The organism is Breznakia pachnodae (genome assembly GCF_030814225.1).
GTDB classification, from domain to species: Bacteria; Bacillota_I; Bacilli_A; order Erysipelotrichales; family Erysipelotrichaceae; genus Breznakia; species Breznakia pachnodae.
Genome location: NZ_JAUSUR010000007.1, coordinates 141549 through 161470, shown reverse-complemented (window position 1 = coordinate 161470; position 19922 = coordinate 141549). Strand labels below are relative to the sequence as shown.

General features: G+C 32.0%; 17 protein-coding genes. 13 read left to right on the top strand and 4 right to left on the bottom strand.

Going from position 1 to position 19922, the window contains the following annotated elements; genetic code table 11:
* The first annotated feature begins 41 nt into the window (after positions 1–41).
* The 8 genes from J2S15_RS16840 (at position 42) to J2S15_RS16805 (ending at position 7385) form a co-directional block, all read left to right on the top strand.
* Positions 42–392 carry a VOC family protein gene (locus tag J2S15_RS16840; protein ID WP_307410440.1) on the top strand — a complete coding sequence of 117 codons (351 nt, stop codon included), beginning with the start codon at positions 42–44 and terminating at the stop codon, positions 390–392.
* A gap of 171 nt (positions 393–563) precedes the next feature.
* A complete protein-coding gene (locus tag J2S15_RS16835) occupies positions 564–1046 on the top strand; it encodes a PTS sugar transporter subunit IIA (protein ID WP_307410438.1) in 483 nt (160 codons plus the stop codon).
* 5 nt (positions 1047–1051) lie between these two features.
* Positions 1052–1888, top strand: coding sequence for a PRD domain-containing protein (locus J2S15_RS16830; protein WP_307410436.1), 837 nt, complete (start codon positions 1052–1054; stop codon positions 1886–1888).
* 117 nt (positions 1889–2005) lie between these two features.
* Complete coding sequence (locus J2S15_RS16825) at positions 2006–3403, top strand: PTS transporter subunit EIIC (RefSeq protein WP_307410434.1); 1398 nt, start codon at positions 2006–2008, stop codon at positions 3401–3403.
* Between the two features lie 104 nt (positions 3404–3507).
* Positions 3508–4932 (top strand): family 4 glycosyl hydrolase, encoded by a 1425-nt coding sequence (locus J2S15_RS16820; RefSeq protein ID WP_307410432.1) that lies wholly within the window; start codon positions 3508–3510, stop codon positions 4930–4932.
* Positions 4933–5026: 94 nt separating this feature from the next.
* Entirely contained in the window at positions 5027–5806 is a 780-nt protein-coding gene (locus J2S15_RS16815) for a helix-turn-helix transcriptional regulator (protein WP_307410430.1), read from the top strand.
* Positions 5807–5856: 50 nt separating this feature from the next.
* On the top strand, positions 5857–6273 hold the full coding sequence (locus J2S15_RS16810) for a VOC family protein (RefSeq protein ID WP_307410428.1): 417 nt from the start codon (positions 5857–5859) through the stop codon (positions 6271–6273).
* A gap of 179 nt (positions 6274–6452) precedes the next feature.
* A complete protein-coding gene (locus J2S15_RS16805; RefSeq protein ID WP_307410426.1) occupies positions 6453–7385 on the top strand; it encodes a helix-turn-helix transcriptional regulator in 933 nt (310 codons plus the stop codon).
* Between the two features lie 93 nt (positions 7386–7478).
* Here J2S15_RS16805 and J2S15_RS16800 read toward each other — a convergent pair whose 3' ends face one another.
* On the bottom strand, positions 7479–8402 hold the full coding sequence (locus tag J2S15_RS16800; RefSeq protein ID WP_307410424.1) for an AraC family transcriptional regulator: 924 nt from the start codon (positions 8400–8402) through the stop codon (positions 7479–7481).
* Between the two features lie 491 nt (positions 8403–8893).
* Here J2S15_RS16800 and J2S15_RS16795 point away from each other — a divergent pair, with 491 nt between their 5' ends.
* The 5 genes from J2S15_RS16795 to J2S15_RS16775 all read left to right on the top strand — a co-directional run bounded on the left by J2S15_RS16795 (position 8894) and on the right by J2S15_RS16775 (position 17184).
* Complete coding sequence (locus J2S15_RS16795) at positions 8894–10201, top strand: RNA polymerase sigma factor (protein ID WP_307410422.1); 1308 nt, start codon at positions 8894–8896, stop codon at positions 10199–10201.
* 25 nt (positions 10202–10226) lie between these two features.
* The gene (locus J2S15_RS16790) at positions 10227–13619 is read left to right on the top strand and encodes an Ig-like domain-containing protein (protein WP_307410420.1); all 3393 of its coding nucleotides are present in this window, start codon (positions 10227–10229) and stop codon (positions 13617–13619) included.
* A gap of 135 nt (positions 13620–13754) precedes the next feature.
* Positions 13755–14693: a UDP-N-acetylmuramate dehydrogenase gene (murB, locus tag J2S15_RS16785; protein ID WP_307410418.1), complete on the top strand. Its 939-nt coding sequence runs from the start codon at positions 13755–13757 to the stop codon at positions 14691–14693.
* A gap of 205 nt (positions 14694–14898) precedes the next feature.
* Entirely contained in the window at positions 14899–15648 is a 750-nt protein-coding gene (locus J2S15_RS16780; protein WP_307410416.1) for a C39 family peptidase, read from the top strand.
* A 135-nt stretch (positions 15649–15783) separates the two neighbouring features.
* Positions 15784–17184: a cation:dicarboxylate symporter family transporter gene (locus J2S15_RS16775; protein WP_307410414.1), complete on the top strand. Its 1401-nt coding sequence runs from the start codon at positions 15784–15786 to the stop codon at positions 17182–17184.
* A 43-nt stretch (positions 17185–17227) separates the two neighbouring features.
* Here the strand turns inward: J2S15_RS16775 and J2S15_RS16770 are convergent, their stop codons facing one another.
* The 3 genes from J2S15_RS16770 to J2S15_RS16760 are packed head-to-tail and all read right to left on the bottom strand — an operon-like array spanning position 17228 to position 19921.
* Positions 17228–17674, bottom strand: coding sequence for an acetyltransferase (locus J2S15_RS16770; protein ID WP_307410412.1), 447 nt, complete (start codon positions 17672–17674; stop codon positions 17228–17230).
* 2 nt (positions 17675–17676) lie between these two features.
* On the bottom strand, positions 17677–19095 hold the full coding sequence (locus J2S15_RS16765; RefSeq protein WP_307410410.1) for a PTS transporter subunit EIIC: 1419 nt from the start codon (positions 19093–19095) through the stop codon (positions 17677–17679).
* Positions 19073–19921 carry a PRD domain-containing protein gene (locus tag J2S15_RS16760; RefSeq protein WP_307410408.1) on the bottom strand — a complete coding sequence of 283 codons (849 nt, stop codon included), beginning with the start codon at positions 19919–19921 and terminating at the stop codon, positions 19073–19075. Before J2S15_RS16760 ends, J2S15_RS16765 begins: the two co-directional genes overlap by 23 nt.
* Position 19922: the final 1 nt, after the last annotated feature.

The window sequence follows — 19922 nt, the reverse complement described above, 5'->3', positions numbered from 1 at the left end:
ATAGTAGTCATAGATGAATAATAAATATTATGGAGGTATGTATGAAAAAAGCATGGGATATTATTTATGTAAATGATATTGAAAAGTCAGTAGAATTTTATGAAAAGGTTCTAGGATTAAAAGTAAAAGATAGATTAAATATGGGAAGTGAAATGCAAATAGCGTTTATGGAATTGGATAATGAAATATGTATAGAATTAATATATTCGGGTAAAAAAGAAGTAGGTAAAGAAAGTGTAATTCTAGCGTTTACTACTGATAATCTTGATAATACAATTCAGGATTTAAAAGATAAAAACATTGATCCAGGTGAAATAATTTCGCCAAATCCTAACACTCAATTTATTCATGTGGAAGATCCTGATGGAGTTATAATTCAGATACAAGAATAAAATTTGAGTTAGAATATTTTATAAATATTTTTTTATGAAAGTGTTGACAGCGCTTTCAGATGATGATAATGTATGAGTGTAGTTAATGGACTGTTACTCTTTCGAGGCATGACCAATAAAGTTGTTTTATTGTGTTATATATCGGGAGAGTTTTTATTTGGAGGTCCTAGTATGTTTGAATTGTTTAAGAAATCAAAAAAAGTTGATATGAATATTTATTCGCCTGTTGATGGGTACTGTGAAGCTATCACTAAATGCAGTGATGGAGTATTCTCAAGTAAGATGATGGGAGATGGTTTCCTAATTCAACCAACCGAAAATATTATCAAATCAACATGTGATGGTGAAATTCAAATGATCTTTCCTAGTAAACATGCAGTTGGTATTAAAATGAAAGATGGATTAGAAGTGATGATTCATATTGGAATTGATACTGTTAAACTAAATGGACAGGGATTTAAGCAGTTAATAAAACCAAACACAAAAGTACAAATTGGTACACCATTGATTGAACTTGATATGGATTACTTGCAATCACAAGATATTGATTTATCAGTAATTGTAGTTATGAGTAATGAGGTAAATGGTTCTTATCAAATCGAAAATTTAAATAAAAAAGTGGAAGCAGGAATGAGAATTATAAAGCGAGAGTGAAATTTATGGAACTCATTAAAAAAATTAACAACAACTATGCAGTAGCAAGAGATAGTTCTGGACAGATTGTAATTGTAGCTGGTTCTGGACTGGGGTTTGGAAAGTTCCCTTATGAGCTTACAGATCTTACAAAGATTGAAAGAACTTATTACAATATTGATAATAAGTTCATAAATTTAATTAGTGAAATACCAGATGTAATTATTAAATGCTCAACAAAAATAGTTGATTATGCTCAGGCAAATTTAAGTATTAAATTAAATCCTAATTTGGTATTTACATTGGCAGACCATATTAACTTTGCGACCAAAAGAATAAAAGAAGGATTAAGCATTGATTATGGAATTACATATGAGATGAATTATTTGCATCCTGAGGAATTTCATATTAGTAAGGAAGCAGTGAAACTCATAAAGAAAATGACAGGAGTTACGTTTCCTAAAGAGGAAACAGCAATCATCGCAATGCATATTCTAGAAGCAGAACACTTTAAAGAACAAGAACAGAAAAGCGTAAGAATATCACAGATTATTGATGATTTAGCAGATATCATACGTAAGAAGATGAATGTAGTAATAGATGAAGATGATTTTAATTATTTCAGATTTGCGACACATGTGCAGTATCTGATTAGTCGTCAGCATGAAAAGATGGAAATCTCAAGTGATAATAAAGCATTGTTTGAGTCAATGAAATCTTCTTATCCTGATGTATATGAATGTGTATTACAAATTGAAGCGTATTTTAAAGAAAACCAGAATTGGACGATTAGTGATGAAGAAAAGATGTATCTGATTATTCATATCAATCGAATATGTTCAAAAGAGGACTGTTACCAATAGGGCATGACCTCATAGAAAAATTACTATTTTTCTGTGGGGTTTTTATTTTGGATTTAAATTATATTGAGCTCATATAATTGATCATATTTTTCTAAGAGAAAAGAGGAGGAACAGAAAATGAGTAAGAATCAAGAAACTGCAGTACAAGTTCTTGAATTAGTGGGAGGGAAGGAGAATGTTACTAACATTTTTCATTGTGCAACAAGACTTAGATTTAACTTAAAAGATAACGGACTTGCTAATTTAGAAGAAATTGGAAAAGTCAAAGGAGTTATGGGGACACATGTAGCTTCTGGAGAAATTCAAGTAATTATCGGTCCAGCAGTTGATGATGTTTATAACGAGATTATTAAAGTAGCTGGACTTGAGAGAACAAATAGAATTGATGAAGATCTGGATGGTTCTGATAAAGAACGAGATTTATCACCAAAAGGAATCTTTAATTCAGTAATCAATGCATTCTCGGCATGTATGAATCCTTTAGTACCTGTGTTTGTATTATTAGGAATGCTAAATGTAATCGCGGCGATTATCGGACCTAACTTCTTGAATCTTGTATCAGAGGAATCGAATTTATATACAAACTTTTATTGGGCAGGACAGGCGATTATATATTTCTTACCTGTATTAATAGCAGTGACTGCATCGAAGCATTTCAAAGCAAATATGTATATATCACTTGTGTTGTCATTTATTTTGCTATATCCGAATTTAGTTGCTTTGATGGGAGAAGGAATTGAATATACAGTATATGGAATTCCAGCAGCTGCAGTCACTTATAGCGCAAGTGTAATTCCGATTATGATGATTGTTGTTTGTCAGTCATATGTAGAGAAAATTATTAATAAGTTTATTCCAAATGCATTGAAAGTGATTTTAGTACCATTATTAACAGTTCTTGTTATGTTACCAATTGCTTTATGTGCATTAGGGCCATTGGGAACTTATGTTGGAAACATAATTGCAGATGGAATTATATGGTTAAGAGATGTAGCGGGGCCACTAGAAACAATGTTAGTAGCAGCATTCATTCCGTTTATGTCAGCATTTGGTATAGGAAGACCAGTATTCTTTATCAGTTTAACAACACTATTAACAACTGGTTCGGAATTTGCTTATATGCCAATTGCTATGGTTATTAATAACTGGCTAATTATGGGGGTAGCAGCAGGGTTTACATTGAAATCAAAAGCCGCAGAAGACAAACAGCTTGGATTGACTTGTTTAGCAGCAAGTTTCCTAGGTGGGGTATCAGAACCTACACTATTTGGAATCTTCTTACCAAACAAAAAATTATACCTACCAGTTATGATTGGTGGAGCATTATCAGGATTGTATTTAGGAATTATGAATGTAGGACTATATCAATTTGGTGCAACAAATTTCTTGAATGTTATGGGATTTGTTGGAGGTTCTTCATCAAACTTTATACATGGATGTATTGCATCGGCAATCGCATTCTTAGTTACATTTGGACTTATTATGTTCATGTACAAAGGAAAAGAAGAAGCATAGAACAATATCAACAGTTATGTGCTGTAAGATATAACAACTTTGGATAGTGGGTTGGATGAAGTAAAAGGTTTATCACTATCAGCTAAAAACAAGGAGGTAATTATATGAGTGAAAGAAAAATGATTTTAGCTAACATTGGATCGGGTTCGTCTTATCTGCCTGATATCGCAAATATGTTAATTGAAAGAAGAGAGACAATGAAAGTGGCTGAATGGCGACTAATGGATATTGATGAATATCGTTTGAACTGCACTGGAAAGTATGTTCAAAAAATGTTTAAAGATGCTGGTATGGATACAGTAGTAACATTAACAAAAGACTTAGGGGAAGCAGTAAAAAACTGTGATTATGTTATTACTACCATTCGTCCAGGAATGTCGGAAGGTAGAACACTAGATGAAACATTACCATTTAAGCATGGGTTGATTGGACAGGAAACAACAGCTCCTGGTGGTATGGTAATGGGATTAAAGACTATTCCAGCAATGTTGGAAATTGCAGATGCAATTGAAAAATATGCAAAAAAAGGTTGTTACTTAGTGAATCTAGCAAATCCATCAGGAATGCTTGCAGAGGCTTTGAATCTTCATTCAAATGTTAAATATGCAGGATTATGTAATGGGCCAACAGTTATTCGTGATGCAATGAACGATGTATACAATCCAGAAAATCCAGATGATGTATTTGTTGAAGTAATTGGGTTGAATCACCTTATCTGGTGTAAAGTATTCTATAAAGGTGAAGATGTTACTGATGAAGCGTTTGAGAAATTACTTGATTGGGCTGCAGTTAATTTACCAGCTTTAAGAAAAGAGTTTGTAGCACCAGAACTTCAGAAGTTTATCGGATATATTCCTATGGGACCTTATTTAGAGTTCTATTATGATTTCCCTAATTCATTCAATGACTTGCAGTCATATTCTGGTAATCACTGGGATGCAATGATTAAAAGAGTACAAGAACGAGTTGGAGATGTTCTTGATGATTTAACAATGCCTGCAGAAGCAACACGTGCAGAATGTGTAAAAGTAATAGAAGAAAGAACATTTGAATTATATGAAAAGTTAGATCCTCGTGGTTTCCAATTAGCATCTAATACTCGAGGAGGACATGGATATGGAAAAGCAGGGATTACATTAATCAATGCTTTATGGAATAACACAAATGAAATCTTCAGTCCGGATGTTGCAAGCATGGGATGTATCCAAGGTTTCGATCCAAACAGTGTTTGTACAACTACATCGATTGTAAATGGATCGGGTATTCATCCAATCTGTTTCCCTAAACTTCCAGGACATATGATGAGTAAAATCTATGCTGCTAAAGAATACGAAAAGCTTGCTGTTGAAGCTGCAGTTACTGGTAGTTATCATGCTGCACTAGAAGCACTCGTGGCAAATCCATTAGTGAATTCATATTACAGCGCAAAAGAAGCATTAGACGAATTGTTAGTAGCAGAGAAAGAATGGTTGCCGCAATTCAAAGAAGCAATTGAGTTATTAGAAAAAGGTGAAACACCTAAGAATTAATTAGTTTCAATTAGAGTTAACTGTATAGTGGTTGACTCTTTTTTTGCGTGATTTCTACATTTAACGTATAGTAATAATGAAAGGAATTATCTATATGAAATTGATTATTAATCAGATTCTAGAATATATTCAAGAAAATATATTTCTTTTAGATTTGAAAGTTGAAGATATAGCAGAACATTTTAGATATGATAAATACTATTTTAGTAGTGAGTTTAAAAAGATAACTGGTTTCTCTTTGAATGAGTATATATCAAGTTTACGTTCTGCCAAAGCAATAGATTTAATTAATGAGAAAGGTAGTGTTATTGATATTCAAACAAGCGTAGGATATTCTAGTTCAGGAACGTTTTCTAATGTATTTAAAAAGTATACTGGAAGTTCCCCTCAACAATATAAAAACGAAATGGATTATATATACAATGCAGTTAAAACATTTGAAGAGAGTGAGAACAATAAGGTAGAGTATTTTCAAGATATTAGTGAATCCTATTGCAATGTGGATGTAGAAGTTCCAGATAATCTAAAGAATGGAATTATCTTTATTGGTCTATTTCATACACCTATTCCTAATCATAAACCTATATCTGGTTTGGTTACCAAAAGGAATAAAAATAATAAACTTAAGAATATTCCTAAGGGAGATTATTATTTGCTTGTTTGTGCAATCAATTCTACAGATGGATTATTGTCCTATTTTAATCTTAAGAATTGTTTAAGAGGAAGAGTAGAAGAAAAATTATCGTTTCCTGATGACACTAAAAATGAATATACAGTGAGACTACGTCCACCAATACCAGAAGATCCTCCAATCTTAATTAACTTGGCAAAACTTTTAGTATCATCACTTCGAAAAAACCACAATGTAGAATAAATGATATTTGTCTTCTTGTGCTAAGATAAAAGTATAGAGGAGGTAATGATATGATTAAGAGTAGTACTCCATTTCTTTTGTTTGATGGAAATTGTCAAAATGCATTAGATTTATATGTATCTGTATTTCATGCAACTATAGTAGAAAAAATGACATTTGAAGAAGTTGGCTATACGAATAATAAAGATTCTTTAAATTACATTGCTAATTCAACCTTTAAATTAGGTGAAAGTATATTTTATGCAGGGGATATAGTTGATGATGGAAGGGAACAATGGCAAAAAGGAAATCAGGTTTCTATATGGTTGGAACTTTCAGATGTAGATGAATTGATGCAAATTGAACGTCAACTATTAGATACTGGAGGAAAGAGCATTATAAGAACGCATGAAACATTCTGGAATTCACAATATACAAAAGTTCAAGACAAATACGGAATGATTTGGGAATTGAATGTACAGTTATAACTAAATGATAAATGGAATTGGTTTTTAGTGAAAAATCAACTCTTTTTGATTACACTTTTAATAACAAAATAATTGGACGTGCTATACTATGTGATGAAATAGGTTATATTCCTGTATATATGAAAATAGAGTTAGAAAGTTGGGATAAGTAGATCCACTAAAAAATAGGAGGTGGAAATATGAGGTCTAGCAGAATGTTTGAGATTATGAATTTGCTAATACATAATGAACGAATGACAGCGGTTCAATTGGCTGAAAAACTCAAAGTGTCTAAGCGCACCGTTTATCGAGATATTGAAGCACTGAATGAAGCAGGAGTTCCAGTTGTTCACTTTTCTGGAAAAGATGGGGGATTAGGAATTTCTGAAGATTACAAAATAGATAAGAGTTTTTTATCTACAGATGAATTAAAATCCATACTTGTTGGATTAAATGCTTTGAGAGAAGTAGATAAAACTAATGAACTCAATACTATGATTGCAAAATTACCGGTGAAAAGCAGAGAAGAAGTTATAGATAATGGAGATACAATAATTGATTTATCTTCTTGGTTTGATGATCATCCACTGCGAGATTATATTTCCAATTTACGCACTGCAATACGGAATCATAATATCATAATAGTAACGTATCAGGTGAAAGATGGATATAGTAAAAGAGAGATTGAACCTTACCGATTACTATTTAAATATTCAGCATGGTATATGTATGCATATTGTGAGGAGGTAAATGAATTTCGCTTATTTAAGTTAAATCGAATTATAAAGTATAAAATCTTAAATGATAAGTTTATTGTGAAAGATTATCAAATAGAAGATATTCGTCTGCTATTTGATAAGCAATATTTTAATCTTGATCAGCAAGAAAATGTAATGAAAGTAATTTTGAAATATAATAAAGTAGATGAAGCTTATCTGGTTGATCGTATGGGAACGCAAAAATTTGTTTTTGATTTAGAAAACCAAACAATTTCATTTATTACTGGTGATATGCCATGGGTTGTTAATTTTCTTATGGGATTAGAAGATAAAGCAAAAGTAATATCACCCTTATCATTACAGGAAAAGGTAAGAAAAAGAATTAACAAAATGAATAAATTGTATGAAAGTTGACACAATTAATGTCAGCTTTTTTTGATATCGAAAGGGAGTGTCAAAACGACATTCGCGTGCTTTCAGTAGTTCTATATACTCTAACTAAATATGTTAATGACTGTTCTTTATGGTTGTAGGTATCACCCATATTTCCATAGATGCTCCCTCCTCAGTAACCTTATAATATTTCTCTGCAGAAAATGGTTGTGTTGCTAGATTATGCTTGGGTAACCATGTACTGAAAAGGTAATTCATTGCTTTATCAAGAGCGAAAGTTACTAATTCAATTTTATTTTCTGCTTCAATAGAACAAACAATATATTCACTTGCAGGTAATTCCCAAGATGTTAATCCATCTGATAGAGGAGTAGTATCATCAACAGCTATACCTACAAAATAGGTGAAAGTTCCATTATCGCTATTTCCAAAAGTAGATGAACCTAATTCGATTCCATCACTCGAATATCCATTTATCTTTGTTTTTATTTTATGAAATTGCTCCCATAATAAATAAGGATTATCAACACCTGTTGCTTCACCAACAGGTAATTGCTCAGATATTGGTATTTGTGCTGTTAACCCATGATAGACTTCTACTTTATCTAACTTCTTCCTAGTAATTTCAATAACGATTCCATCTGTAATTAAAGGTACATTTTCATCAATTAAAGTATATGTTAATTGCAAATCAGGTTTATTCATTTGATTAAGTGGTATCATATTTGATCGATACTCTTCAGGTGTAATGCCATATGTTTCTTTGAACATTCTAGTGAAATTGGCATGACTTGAAAATCCATATTCTATAGCAACATCTAAAATACGTCTGTTATCTTTTAATGCTTCTGTAGCCTGAGCCAATCTTCTTAATTTAATATATTCAAATACTGTTCTTTTAATAAGTCTCCTAAATAATCTTTGAAAATAATAAGGTGATAAGCCTGCTGTATCGGCTAACTGTTCAATGCTAATATCTTCTGAGGTATGTGTTTCAATATAATCTACTGCCTGTTGTATTGCTTCCCATGCGTGCATATAACTGCCTCCTTTATATTCAAAGAATATCATTATCTAAGTTTGTTTGCTTCTTATACAATGCTCTTTTGCCTTTATATAAATCTATTCTATATGATAAGAATAATATGCACAAATGCAATGAATTATATTAGATAGGAACTAAATTCCCTTCGAAATTAAATACTTTAGAAAAAGTGAACGATATGAAATATATTGACGACTAATAAGAGTAAAGGGAATTCAAAATTAAAATACTATATGAATCACAGATAACATAGAAATTTAATTTTTATTATGTTTTATATACCACCAATATACATATGTTACTACGATGAAGTAGAGTATTACTTAAAATATGAATATCTGAAAAAACTTTCGAAGTTTCTTTTTTTGAGATACGTCATACTTTTAAAGGAAGAAAACTAACTGGGCATCTTGAAATGATTTATTGCAATTACTGTTTCAAGAAATGGAAAGGATAAGGAAAGTAGAAAGGCGGGGCGTGATGAGTGAAAAAAATAAATATACTTGATGAAGAGATTATTCTAAAGGCACAAGGTGGTGATACGGAGGCATTTTCACAAATATATAAAGCTTATTATAGTAGAGTGTATTTTGTGGCTTATCAGTATTTTAGAAATGAAGAAGTAGCAAAAGATATTGTGCAAGAAACTTTTATCTTAGTATATAGAAAACTAAAACAATTAAATGAACCAAAAACATTTCCATTATGGATAAAAAGAGTAACCTACTCGTTATGTGTTAATCAGAGCAGAAAGAAACAACGAATTGTTGATTTGGGAGAATCAATGGATATAGATGATTTCAAAGATAATAAGCAAGTTTCTGCAATGGAAGTGTTAGAGAATGAACGAATAAGAGAAATTATATTTGAATCGTTAGAAATGATGGGAGAACCAATGAAAAGTGTTGGACTTCTTCGTTATTATGAAGGACTTCAAATAAAAGAGATTGCTGAAGTCTTACAGGTTCCAAAAGGAACAGTAAATTCAAGAATGGATAGCATTCGAAAGCAACTTCGTGTTGATTTAGAGCGTAATGGAATTTCACCAAAGAATTTTGGAGTTATTATTTCACCAACAGTAATCGCTTATGCATATCAGTTATTAAGTAAACAATATACTTTAAATACAGAAGACAGTGTAAGGATTTATAATGCAGTAATAAAGAGTGGTGCTTTTGTAGGGACGGCATTATTGAAAAAACTAGTAATTGGTGGAGTGCTTATTGCTTCTGTTGTTACAGGTGTGGTTGTTTTCAATCAACAACCAGAAACTGTTGTAACTGAGGATATCCAAACTCCACAAGCACCAAAAGAAAGTGTGGCAGTAGAAGAAACAGCCAAATTTCTAGACATAAATTATAATGCAAATTGGACCAATGAAGCAATCGAACTATCCATTACAACAACCAATGATAATTATGACCAAATTCTTGTTAATGGTGTGGATACAACAATAATTAGTGAAAATGGAGAATATCTTATAAAACTCTTAAAAGGTAATGAAGAGTTGGATACTAAAATATTATATATATCAAATATTGATATATACAGCCCTAATGCAACCTACACACAAGCAGATGGAGTATTTACTTATTATCTTTCTGATGATGCTTCCAACATAAATATAGATAGTATTCTATTTTATCGAGATGGAGTCTTAAGTAATGATTATGAATATAATTCACAGGAACACATTTTAATTATAAAAAGAGAAAACAAAACAATGGATCAATTTCTAATTTGTGATTACGCAGGCAATGAATTAGAAATTATCATTCAGCATCAAAAATAATAGTTAGGAAAAAGGAGAGTAAAAAATGAAGGTAAAAAAACTCACAAAGATTATAAAAGGGATGTTAGCAGTCTTGATTGCATTTACTGCAGTCACACTTTTTGATGGAGAAATATCAGCAGCAGAAGAATTTGATATTCAATCAAAAGTAACTTATGGTGAAAATAATGCAAATGCAGTAATCTCATTAGATTTATCAAGTATTCATAAAGAATATACAGTAGAGACAATTAAGGATCCAGATGGTAACACTATGGACCTTACAGATTTTAAATACAATGTAATGGAGAATGGGACATATAACTTTTATGTTTCATATTTTGATGGTTCTAATACAAAGCATGAATATACAAAAATGGTAACTGTAGAGAATATTAAAACAGTTGATCGTAGCGGACTTACTAGATCTACTACGGATTATACTAATCAAGTGGAAGTAATTGATTGGGACATACTAGATGATGACAAAAATCCATTAAATAACATAAATGAAGCAATACCCAATAGTAGATATCAATTAAGAATAGATTGGATTTTAAATGTTAAAAATGGTGGATTATTATTTGAAGGTGATACTTTTAGTATAAATATGCCAAAAAATCAGACAAGTGGAGAATGGGCAGTAGTTAATACCGAATGGGAAAATTTTACTGATAATGATGATATCACTGTATTAGGTCAATGGCGTATTCATGGTAATAAAATAGAAGTTAAATTAAATGAAAATGTAGAAGGTAAGCAAAGTATCAAAGGTAACTTTATAACAGGGAATAATGCACTGTATAATGGAACTGTTTTGGGGGGGATACAGGATGTAAAACTTGGGGATATTATTAAACAAATCAAGTTTAAGCAAAGTTCACTATCTCCGATAAGTGGAAAAGATGTAAAGCAGGCAGGAACAACATCTAATTCTGTTATAAGTTGGGTGTTTAATTTAAATGGAAGCAGTTTGAATGAATTGATACAAAAACCTTATGGAAGAACATTTACAGATGTAGGTGATATGTATATCGAAGACACATTAAATGGTCGATTTGCAGGTGGTTTTACTGTTTCAGCAACTTTACAAGTTCCTGTTGACTTAATAGATGGACTTCCTTCAGGTGATGCTGTAAGGGTTTATGGTATTACATTTAATCAGATATATCCTGAGTCAAAACAAAGTTATGAAGATTTTAAGAATAGCTTAGAACCGTTAGAGTGGGGGATTTATGAAGGTGAAAATGATGTTCAAACACTAGTAATTTATTTTGGTAGTATAGGAAAAGATGGTGTTAAATATTCAGATATTGATCCGGATTTTGCTAAAAATAGTGCTAATTCTGCAATAAAAAATGGATATTATAGTGAAAGTGACCGTGCCTTGCTGGAACAGTATTATACAGAAGTATATGGTGATGGTAATGCAATAGAAGGAAAGATAGTTAAATACAGAGTTTCTTTTCAAGAAAGCTACGATAAAGTTGTTATTGATTCACAACAAACAAATGTAGCAACCGTTACAAAAGGTAATGTGCTAACAAATTTAACTGGAAAAGGAACATTAGAAGGAGTAAGTGGATCTGCGAGCACAGTAGATTCGAGTAAAGCAAGAGTGTACCTTTCTGACTATAATACTAATGTGGCGTTAAATGGTGTCTTCATGGAACTTCAAAGATACGATGGAACGACATGGGAAGAATACAGTGTATGGTCAGGAAGTACAACTAATACTGACGGATATGTAGATACTACAGCAATTGGAGATGGGACTTATCGGTTTGTGCAACAGGGTGCTTATAGTAATGAGTATGATTTACAAAATTCAGATGGTTATGATACAGGGTTAGGGAAAGTAGTATCAGAAGCATTTACTATTAGTTCGACTGATCCTGAAGGTAAGACAGTCTATATGACCAATGTGAAATATAAATATGATGTGGTATATGATCCAGGTACTCAAGGTACATTTACTACTATTACTCACAATGATGTTGTAATCAATACTGCTACTCCAGCGTATAATGGAGCTTTAGGAAGTGATGGAAAACCCGCAGGCAATGCTGGATATACCTTTACAGGATGGTTGCCAACAGTAAGCGCTACAGTAACCGAAGATGTTACTTATGTAGCACAGTGGTCTGCAAATGTAGATACTGCTTATAAAGTGGAGCATTATTTAGAACAAACAGATGGAACATATAAATTAAAAGAAACTGATGAGTTGACAGGAACAACAGGAGAATCTGTTATCGCAGTTGCAAAATCATATCCAGGATATATTCCTTTCCCACTACATGCAGATGCTAAATTAAGTGGAACTGTATTAGGAGATGGAAGTTTAACTTTAAAATTATATTATCAAGCAAATACAACTACAGGATATAAGGTAGACCATTACTTGGAACAGTTGGATGGAAGTTATGTATTAAAGGAGACAGACAGTTTAAAAGGTACAACTGGTCATACAGTAACAGCGAAAGCTAAGGTCTATACAAACTATACATTTGATAATACAGTGAAAGGAACAGTGGAAAGTGGAGTTGTCGCAGGAGATGAATCGTTAGTATTGAAGTTGTATTATACGATAGATGAAGCAGCGTATACTGTAGAGCATTATGTAGAGCAAACAGATGGAACGTATGTAATACAAGATACAGAAAATCTTAGTGAGTTAATAGGAACAACAGTTACTGCAACAGCTAAGACGTATACAGGTTATAGATTAGATAGTTCACATGTTGATGCAATTAAATCAGGTGTGGTTGCAGGAGATGGAACCTTAGTATTAAAACTATACTATAAATTAGATGATGTGGGATATACCGTAGAGCATTATCATGAACAAACGGATGGTTCATTCCAACTGGAATCAAGTGATGCATATGTGGCAAGAGCAGGAAGCAGTGTAAGTGCAAGTGCGAAAACATATACAACTCATAAACATGATGCAGCACATACATCAACTGTAAGCACTGGTGTTGTGGCTCATGATGGAAGTTTAGTACTTCGTCTATACTATGTTTTGGAAGAAAATCCTAGTGTAATGCCAACAGAAACAACTTATAAAGTGGAGCATTACTTGGAACAATCAGATGGAACATATATATTACAAGATACGGAATTGCTACCAGAAAAAATTGGAGTAAATGTATCAGCAACTGCAAAAGATTATTCAGGGTATACTTTTAATAAGGAAGTTGACGGGACTTTACTAAATGGTGTAGTTTTGGAAGATGGTTCTCTAGTGCTGAAACTTTACTATACGAAAGATGGCAAGGATGTAACAATTATTAATCCTAGCAAAGCGAACCCAAAACAATCGAATAGTTCAGTATCAGTAGGTGATACTACAAATACAAATGTATTTATTGTTATGTTAATGATGAGTGGACTTGTTGTATTGTTAAGGAGAAGAAAAGAAGGAATAAAATAATTGAATTAATTTAAAACTAAAGGGGTTATTGAAGTAATTCAATGATCCTTTTGATATGAAAAAATAATAAATAATTCTTGCATTTCTATGGAAGAATTTGTTGTTTCAAAGTATACTTTAATTGAGGTGTATATTATGGTAAAAGAAGAAATGGGAAAAACGTTTTTAGATGTAATGAAAGACAAAGGATATAACGTAAGAGAATATGTGGATTTAAAGGATTATACCAGTTTGCAGATTGGTGGACCAGCACGATTCTTTAGCGAACCTTATCATATTGAAGAAATAAAAGAACTAATAACGACTGCAAAGGAGTTACAGATTCCTTTTTTTGTGTTGGGTAATGGATCGAATGTTTTAGTGTCAGATCATGGATTTGATGGATTAATTATTGTAACCAAAACAAATATGAATACTATAGAAGTAAGTGGTACTCATATCAAGGCTAGCGCAGGTGCTATGTTGAAGGATGTATGTGTTCGTGCTTATGAGGAGAGTTTAACTGGTTTGGAATTTGCTTATGGTATACCAGCTACCGTTGGTGGTGCAGTATATATGAATGCAGGAGCCTATGGTGGAGAAATTAAAGATGTATTATTAAAGTGTACTTACTTAAGTGAAGATGGAGAAATTCATACAATGTATAAGGATGAGTTGAATTTTTCATATCGTCACAGTTACTTTAGCGATAATAAAGATATTGTTTTAGAAGCTGAGTTTGCTTTAGATATTGGTAAACCAGAAAGTATCAAAGAAATCATGGATGATTTGTTGAATCGAAGGAAAACCAAACAGCCACTTGAATATCCAAGTGCAGGAAGTACCTTTAAACGTCCAGAGGGAAATTATGCATCTGCATTAATTGAACAATCTGGATTGAAAGGATTTCAACACAAGAATGCTATGGTGAGTGATAAGCATGCAGGATTTGTGATTAATCATAATCAGGCATCGTTTGGTGAATTTATTGAATTAATTGAAATTGTAAAAGAAGTTGTTAAAACGAAAACCGGATATGAATTAGAGTGTGAAGTTCGGATTATTGGTGAAGTAAAAGATTCTCATAACAAATAGTTGTGAGATCTTTTTATAACTTATTTTCAAAATGAATTTATATTTTTGATGATTCTAGACAAAAAATATAGAGTAAATATTTTCAGCAGTTTGATTTATTGGGTTTTTAATTATATTATATAAATATAATTAAGCTCAGAAATCTTTCAGGGGGAATTCATAATAGAATAGATTATTTGTATGTAAAAAAGAAGAGGTAATTGCTATGAAACGAAAGGTATATTTTCTATTTTTGATAGTATTAGTTAGTGGATGTATTTTTGATAAGCCTAATGAGAATAGTGATATAAAGAATGATAAGAATGAAGAAGTGAAAAAAGATTCTGAAAATGATAGCAAAGATACTAAAGATTTGAACAATGATAAAGAAAATGAAGTAACAATAGATGCAGAAAAAGAAAATAAATATATCATCAATTTAGAGCAAAGTGTTCAGGAAAATGGTTATTACTGTGTACCAGCATGTGTTCAGATGATTTTAAAATTACATGGAATTGAAATGAGTCAAACTCAGTTAGCTCAAGAAATGAATACTTCATCTATAACGGGAACAGAATATGTAGATTTAGCAAGAGTTCTTAATAAATATCGTTTTAATAATGAACATCCAAGCGATGGAGAAGCGGGGTATCGAGTATGTACGTTAGATGTAGGAGTCTGGAACGATGAGGCATTTCGTTTGTTAGAGGAAAGAATTAAAGCAAATATTGCTTCCAATGATCCTGTACTAATTGCAATAAATTTGCAAACACTATATCCTGAATTACCTAATGCAAATCACCAGGTTTTATTGACAGGATATACCCTTGATGAAAATGGAAATATAATGTCATATTATATAGTTGATCCATATTATGAAGTTCAAGATGAAACTTATAAAGGATTAAAAATATTTGATAAAAATATAATTTATCAAGCATTTACAGACAATGTGGAGCCAGCATATATTTGGTAAGGATATAGAAAAGAATTGAGAATATTAATAATCAAATAAAATTAGTAAATAATTAATTTCCCTAATTGCATATTCATGGTCAATAAAAATGAAGTATGCTATATTTGTGTTAATAAAAGGAAAGGGAAATATATTATGAATCAATCATTTTTTGAAAAGTTTTTAATGATCAGTCAATGGCAGACAGTCTTGTTAATTGCGATATTAGCAGTTACATTTGGTGTTGTTTTCTATATGACAAAAAAGAAGATATCATTCTCAGCCAGAGTTATGGTTGCAATGGTATTAGGTTTAGCGTTAGGTCTATTTATTCAGATGTTATCTGGATTCCCAGATGATCCATCACAAGTAACATATGTTAATGAAGCAACTACTTGGTATGGTTTATTTGGAAATGGTTTTATGAGTCTTATTAAGATGCTTGTAATACCTCTTGTATTAGTTTCGATTATCCATGTAATTATTAATATGGAGGAAGGTGCCAAGATTGGAAAATTGGTGCGTAATTCTTTGATTATTACTATGACAATGGTAGCTATAGCTTCATTAGTAGGTTTGACGTTAGGTATTCTATTTGGAGTTGGAGAAGGAGTAAGTGTAGTTGAAGGAACTGCTGAGATAAAAGAAGTATCATCAGTAGTAACAACACTGACAAACTTAATTCCATCAAACCCAGTAGAAGCAATGGTGAATATGAATGTAATTGGTATTGTTATTTTTGCAGCATTCTTAGGTGTAGGTGCAAGAAGAATGCATGGTAGAGAAAAATACAAAGCAGTAATAGAACCATTCTATGCTGGTATCAATGCTTTACATCAAATTATTATTAGTATCACCATGACTATTATTAAACTAATGCCTTATGCAGTAGTTCCATTACTTGCAAATACAATTGCCTTACGAGGATTATCAAGTATTGTGGAAGTAGGTAAGTTTATTTTAGTATTGTATCTTGCAATCGTTATTATGTTTGTATTGCAATTAGTACAATTAACAGTCTTTGGGGTTAATCCAATTAATTATCTGAAGAAAGGTCTTCGTGTATTTATATTAGCATTTACTTCTCGCTCAAGTGTAGGAGTATTGCCAGTAACTATTGATTCGCTCACAAAAGATATGGGAGTTAATCAAAGTACTGCAAGTTTTGTAGCTAGTTTTGGTACGACTGCAGGTATGCAAGGATGTGCAGGAGTATTTCCAGCATTACTACTAGTGTATGTTGCGAATATGTCAGGAGTTACAATTGATATTACCTTTATTATAATGGCAGTGATTGTAGTAACATTAGGTTCTTTAGGAATTGCTGGTATTCCAGGTACTGCTACTATGGCGGCGTCTGTTGCATTATCAGGTATGGGAATGGAAAGTTTATTCCCAACAATATCTCCAATTCTTGCGATCGATCCACTAATTGATATGGGTAGAACTTTACTAAATGTTTCTGGATCTATGGCGAATGCAATTGCTGTTGATCGATCATTAGGCACAATCGACATGGATGTTTATCGTAATAATGAAATAACAGTTAATACATAATTAAGAAAATGTCGATATTACAATTTGCGTAATATCGACATTTTTATTTTGATTTTTTCATATATAGAATTGGATAAGGATTTCCCTGTTCATCAGTTTCGCTACGGTTATAGGTTTGAAATCCCATATGTTTATAAAAAGCAGTTGCTTGTTCATTTTGTTCATTGACACCTAACTCGTTAATGTCGTAATGAGCAATTCCATAATTGATTAATTCTTTTCCTAAACCTTTGCCTCTTTCATTAGGATCAATAAAAAGCATTTCTAATTTCTTATCATCAATTCCCATAAAGGCAACCGGTTCATTTAGTTCGTTTTCAGCAACAATTAAATGCGTAGTTTTATTTAGGTAAGTTGGGATTAGTTCCGCAATGTTTTCTATTTCCTGATCAGACAGAAATAAATGTGTTGCTTTTACTGAATGTTTCCATACCCAATAAAGCTGATCTATAAGAACATCGGTTCTATTTTGTATTTCATATATTTTCATAATTATTCTTCCTTAATACGTTCGATCATTTCCATAATGTAACTTGCTTGTGGACCATATACAATTTGAATTTCATCACCAAGTCGTAAGTACTCCATTGCACCAGTTTTTTTGATGTTATCGAAAGTGAATAAATCAGTGTTGTGTAAACGGAAACGAAGTCGAGTAATACAACAATCAGTATAGTTTATATTCTCTATACCACCACACCCTTCAATCAATACCTCCGCAATATTCCTTGCTTCTTCTTCACTTAGTGAGGAAGATAAGGTTTGTGTATCTTCTGATAACTCACGTCCCAGTGTATGCATATTGTATTTCTTAATTACATAGGTGAATGTAAAATAATAAACAAAGAAGACAATGATACCAAGGACAAACAACATAATTGGTGTTTTTGAATATGGCATATTAAAACTTAATACATAATCAACAAATCCTGCACTAAAACTAAATCCAGCAATCCATTGGAATTGAGCTGCTAAGAATACACAGATTCCAGTTAGTAGCGCATGGAGTGCATAGAGTGGAGGTGCGATAAACATAAAAGCAAACTCCAATGGTTCCGTCACACCAGTAAAGAAAGAAGCAAAAGCAGCTGATAATAAGAATGATTTTACTTTCTCTTTATTTTGCGGATATGCTGTTTTCAGCATCGCTATAGCAACTGCAGGTAATCCAAACATCATAATTGGAAAGAATCCAGCCTGATACATTCCAGTTACTCCATAAATCCCTTGGCTATCCCAGAAGTTACCGATATCATTGATTCCAATAACATCAAACCAGAATACTGAGTTTAGTGGATGGTGCATTCCAATGGGAATTAAAAGCCGATTGAAGAATGCATAGATTCCAGCACCGATTGGCCCAAGACCACTAATGAAACTACCAAAGGAAATTAATAGTTCATAAATCCATGGCCAGATAAAGAATAAAACAGCTGAAGTGATACAAGCAACTAATAATATTCCACCAAGTACGGTTATATAACGATTGAATACAGTGAATTTCTTCGACTGGAAATAATTGTATAAACTGGATGATAATACTCCAGATAATATTCCAATAAACTGATTATCGATTTCTTCAAAGGATGCAATTGGAAAACTTTCACCAACACCATACGATTGAATTGTTTCTACTGAAAGTAGATTTGTAATAATTAAAAAAGTAACTAAACCACATAAACCACTGAATCCACTTTGGTCTTTACTTAATCCATAAGCAACCCCAACAGCAAATGTCATTGGCATATAGGTTAATACAACTTTACCAGTTGTTTTTAAAATAATAGCTAAAAAATGAACGGCAGAAATATCAATTTGTTCAAGCGAAGTACCAATCCCAGTTAGGATTGCTGCAATTGGAAAGATTGCAATTGGTAATAAAAGTGATCTACCTATTTTCTGGAGTTTCATTTTTATTCATGATCTTATTGATGTGAATCAACAGATATACCTTTTCATCCTGGGTCAGTTGGTAACGATAATTCATATTTACGATTTCCGTGATGTTATCAATACAACGCTCCATTCGCTCGTGATTACTAATTAACAAGGAATACATCTGATCCATATTCATTGGTTCTTTTTCTTCGTTTGAGAAAATATGTTGAGCAAGGAACTTAAGATGAGTTAACAGTCTTGAAAAATCAAGGACATCTTCATCAAAAGAGATATCAAATGTATTTTCAATTACCGTTTGTACATCTTTTACAAACCTTAAAATTTTAGTAGCCGTTTCTTTACCAGAACCTAAGGTTGCATTCACAATATGCATTGCAATATAACTTGCTTCATTCTCTCCAAGTTCAATTTGGGTGTTTGCCTGAATCAGTTTAATTGCCCATAATCCAACTTTATATTCATTTTTATATAATACTTTGATTTCATTCAGCATCAGATTTGGCATCTGAAGATTCTTCTTTTTTCTTTCTACTGCATACCAAAGGTGATCAGTAAGGGAAATAAGAATCTGATTACTTAGTTCAATGTTTAATTGTTTCACTGCTCTACTGGCAATCGACTCGGCAATCTGAAAATACAAGATTGGCGTACGATTCAGAAGTTGTTGAAACTGGGTTTTCTGTTGGTCTTCAAATGTATATGTCTTATCAATCTTTTGTGGATCAACTTCATCATTTGCTTTCTTTTTAAAACCAATTCCATTTCCAGTTAAAATTACTTCCTTATCTCCATCTAGAGCAGCGATAATATTGTTATTGTAAATTCGTATAATTTTCATA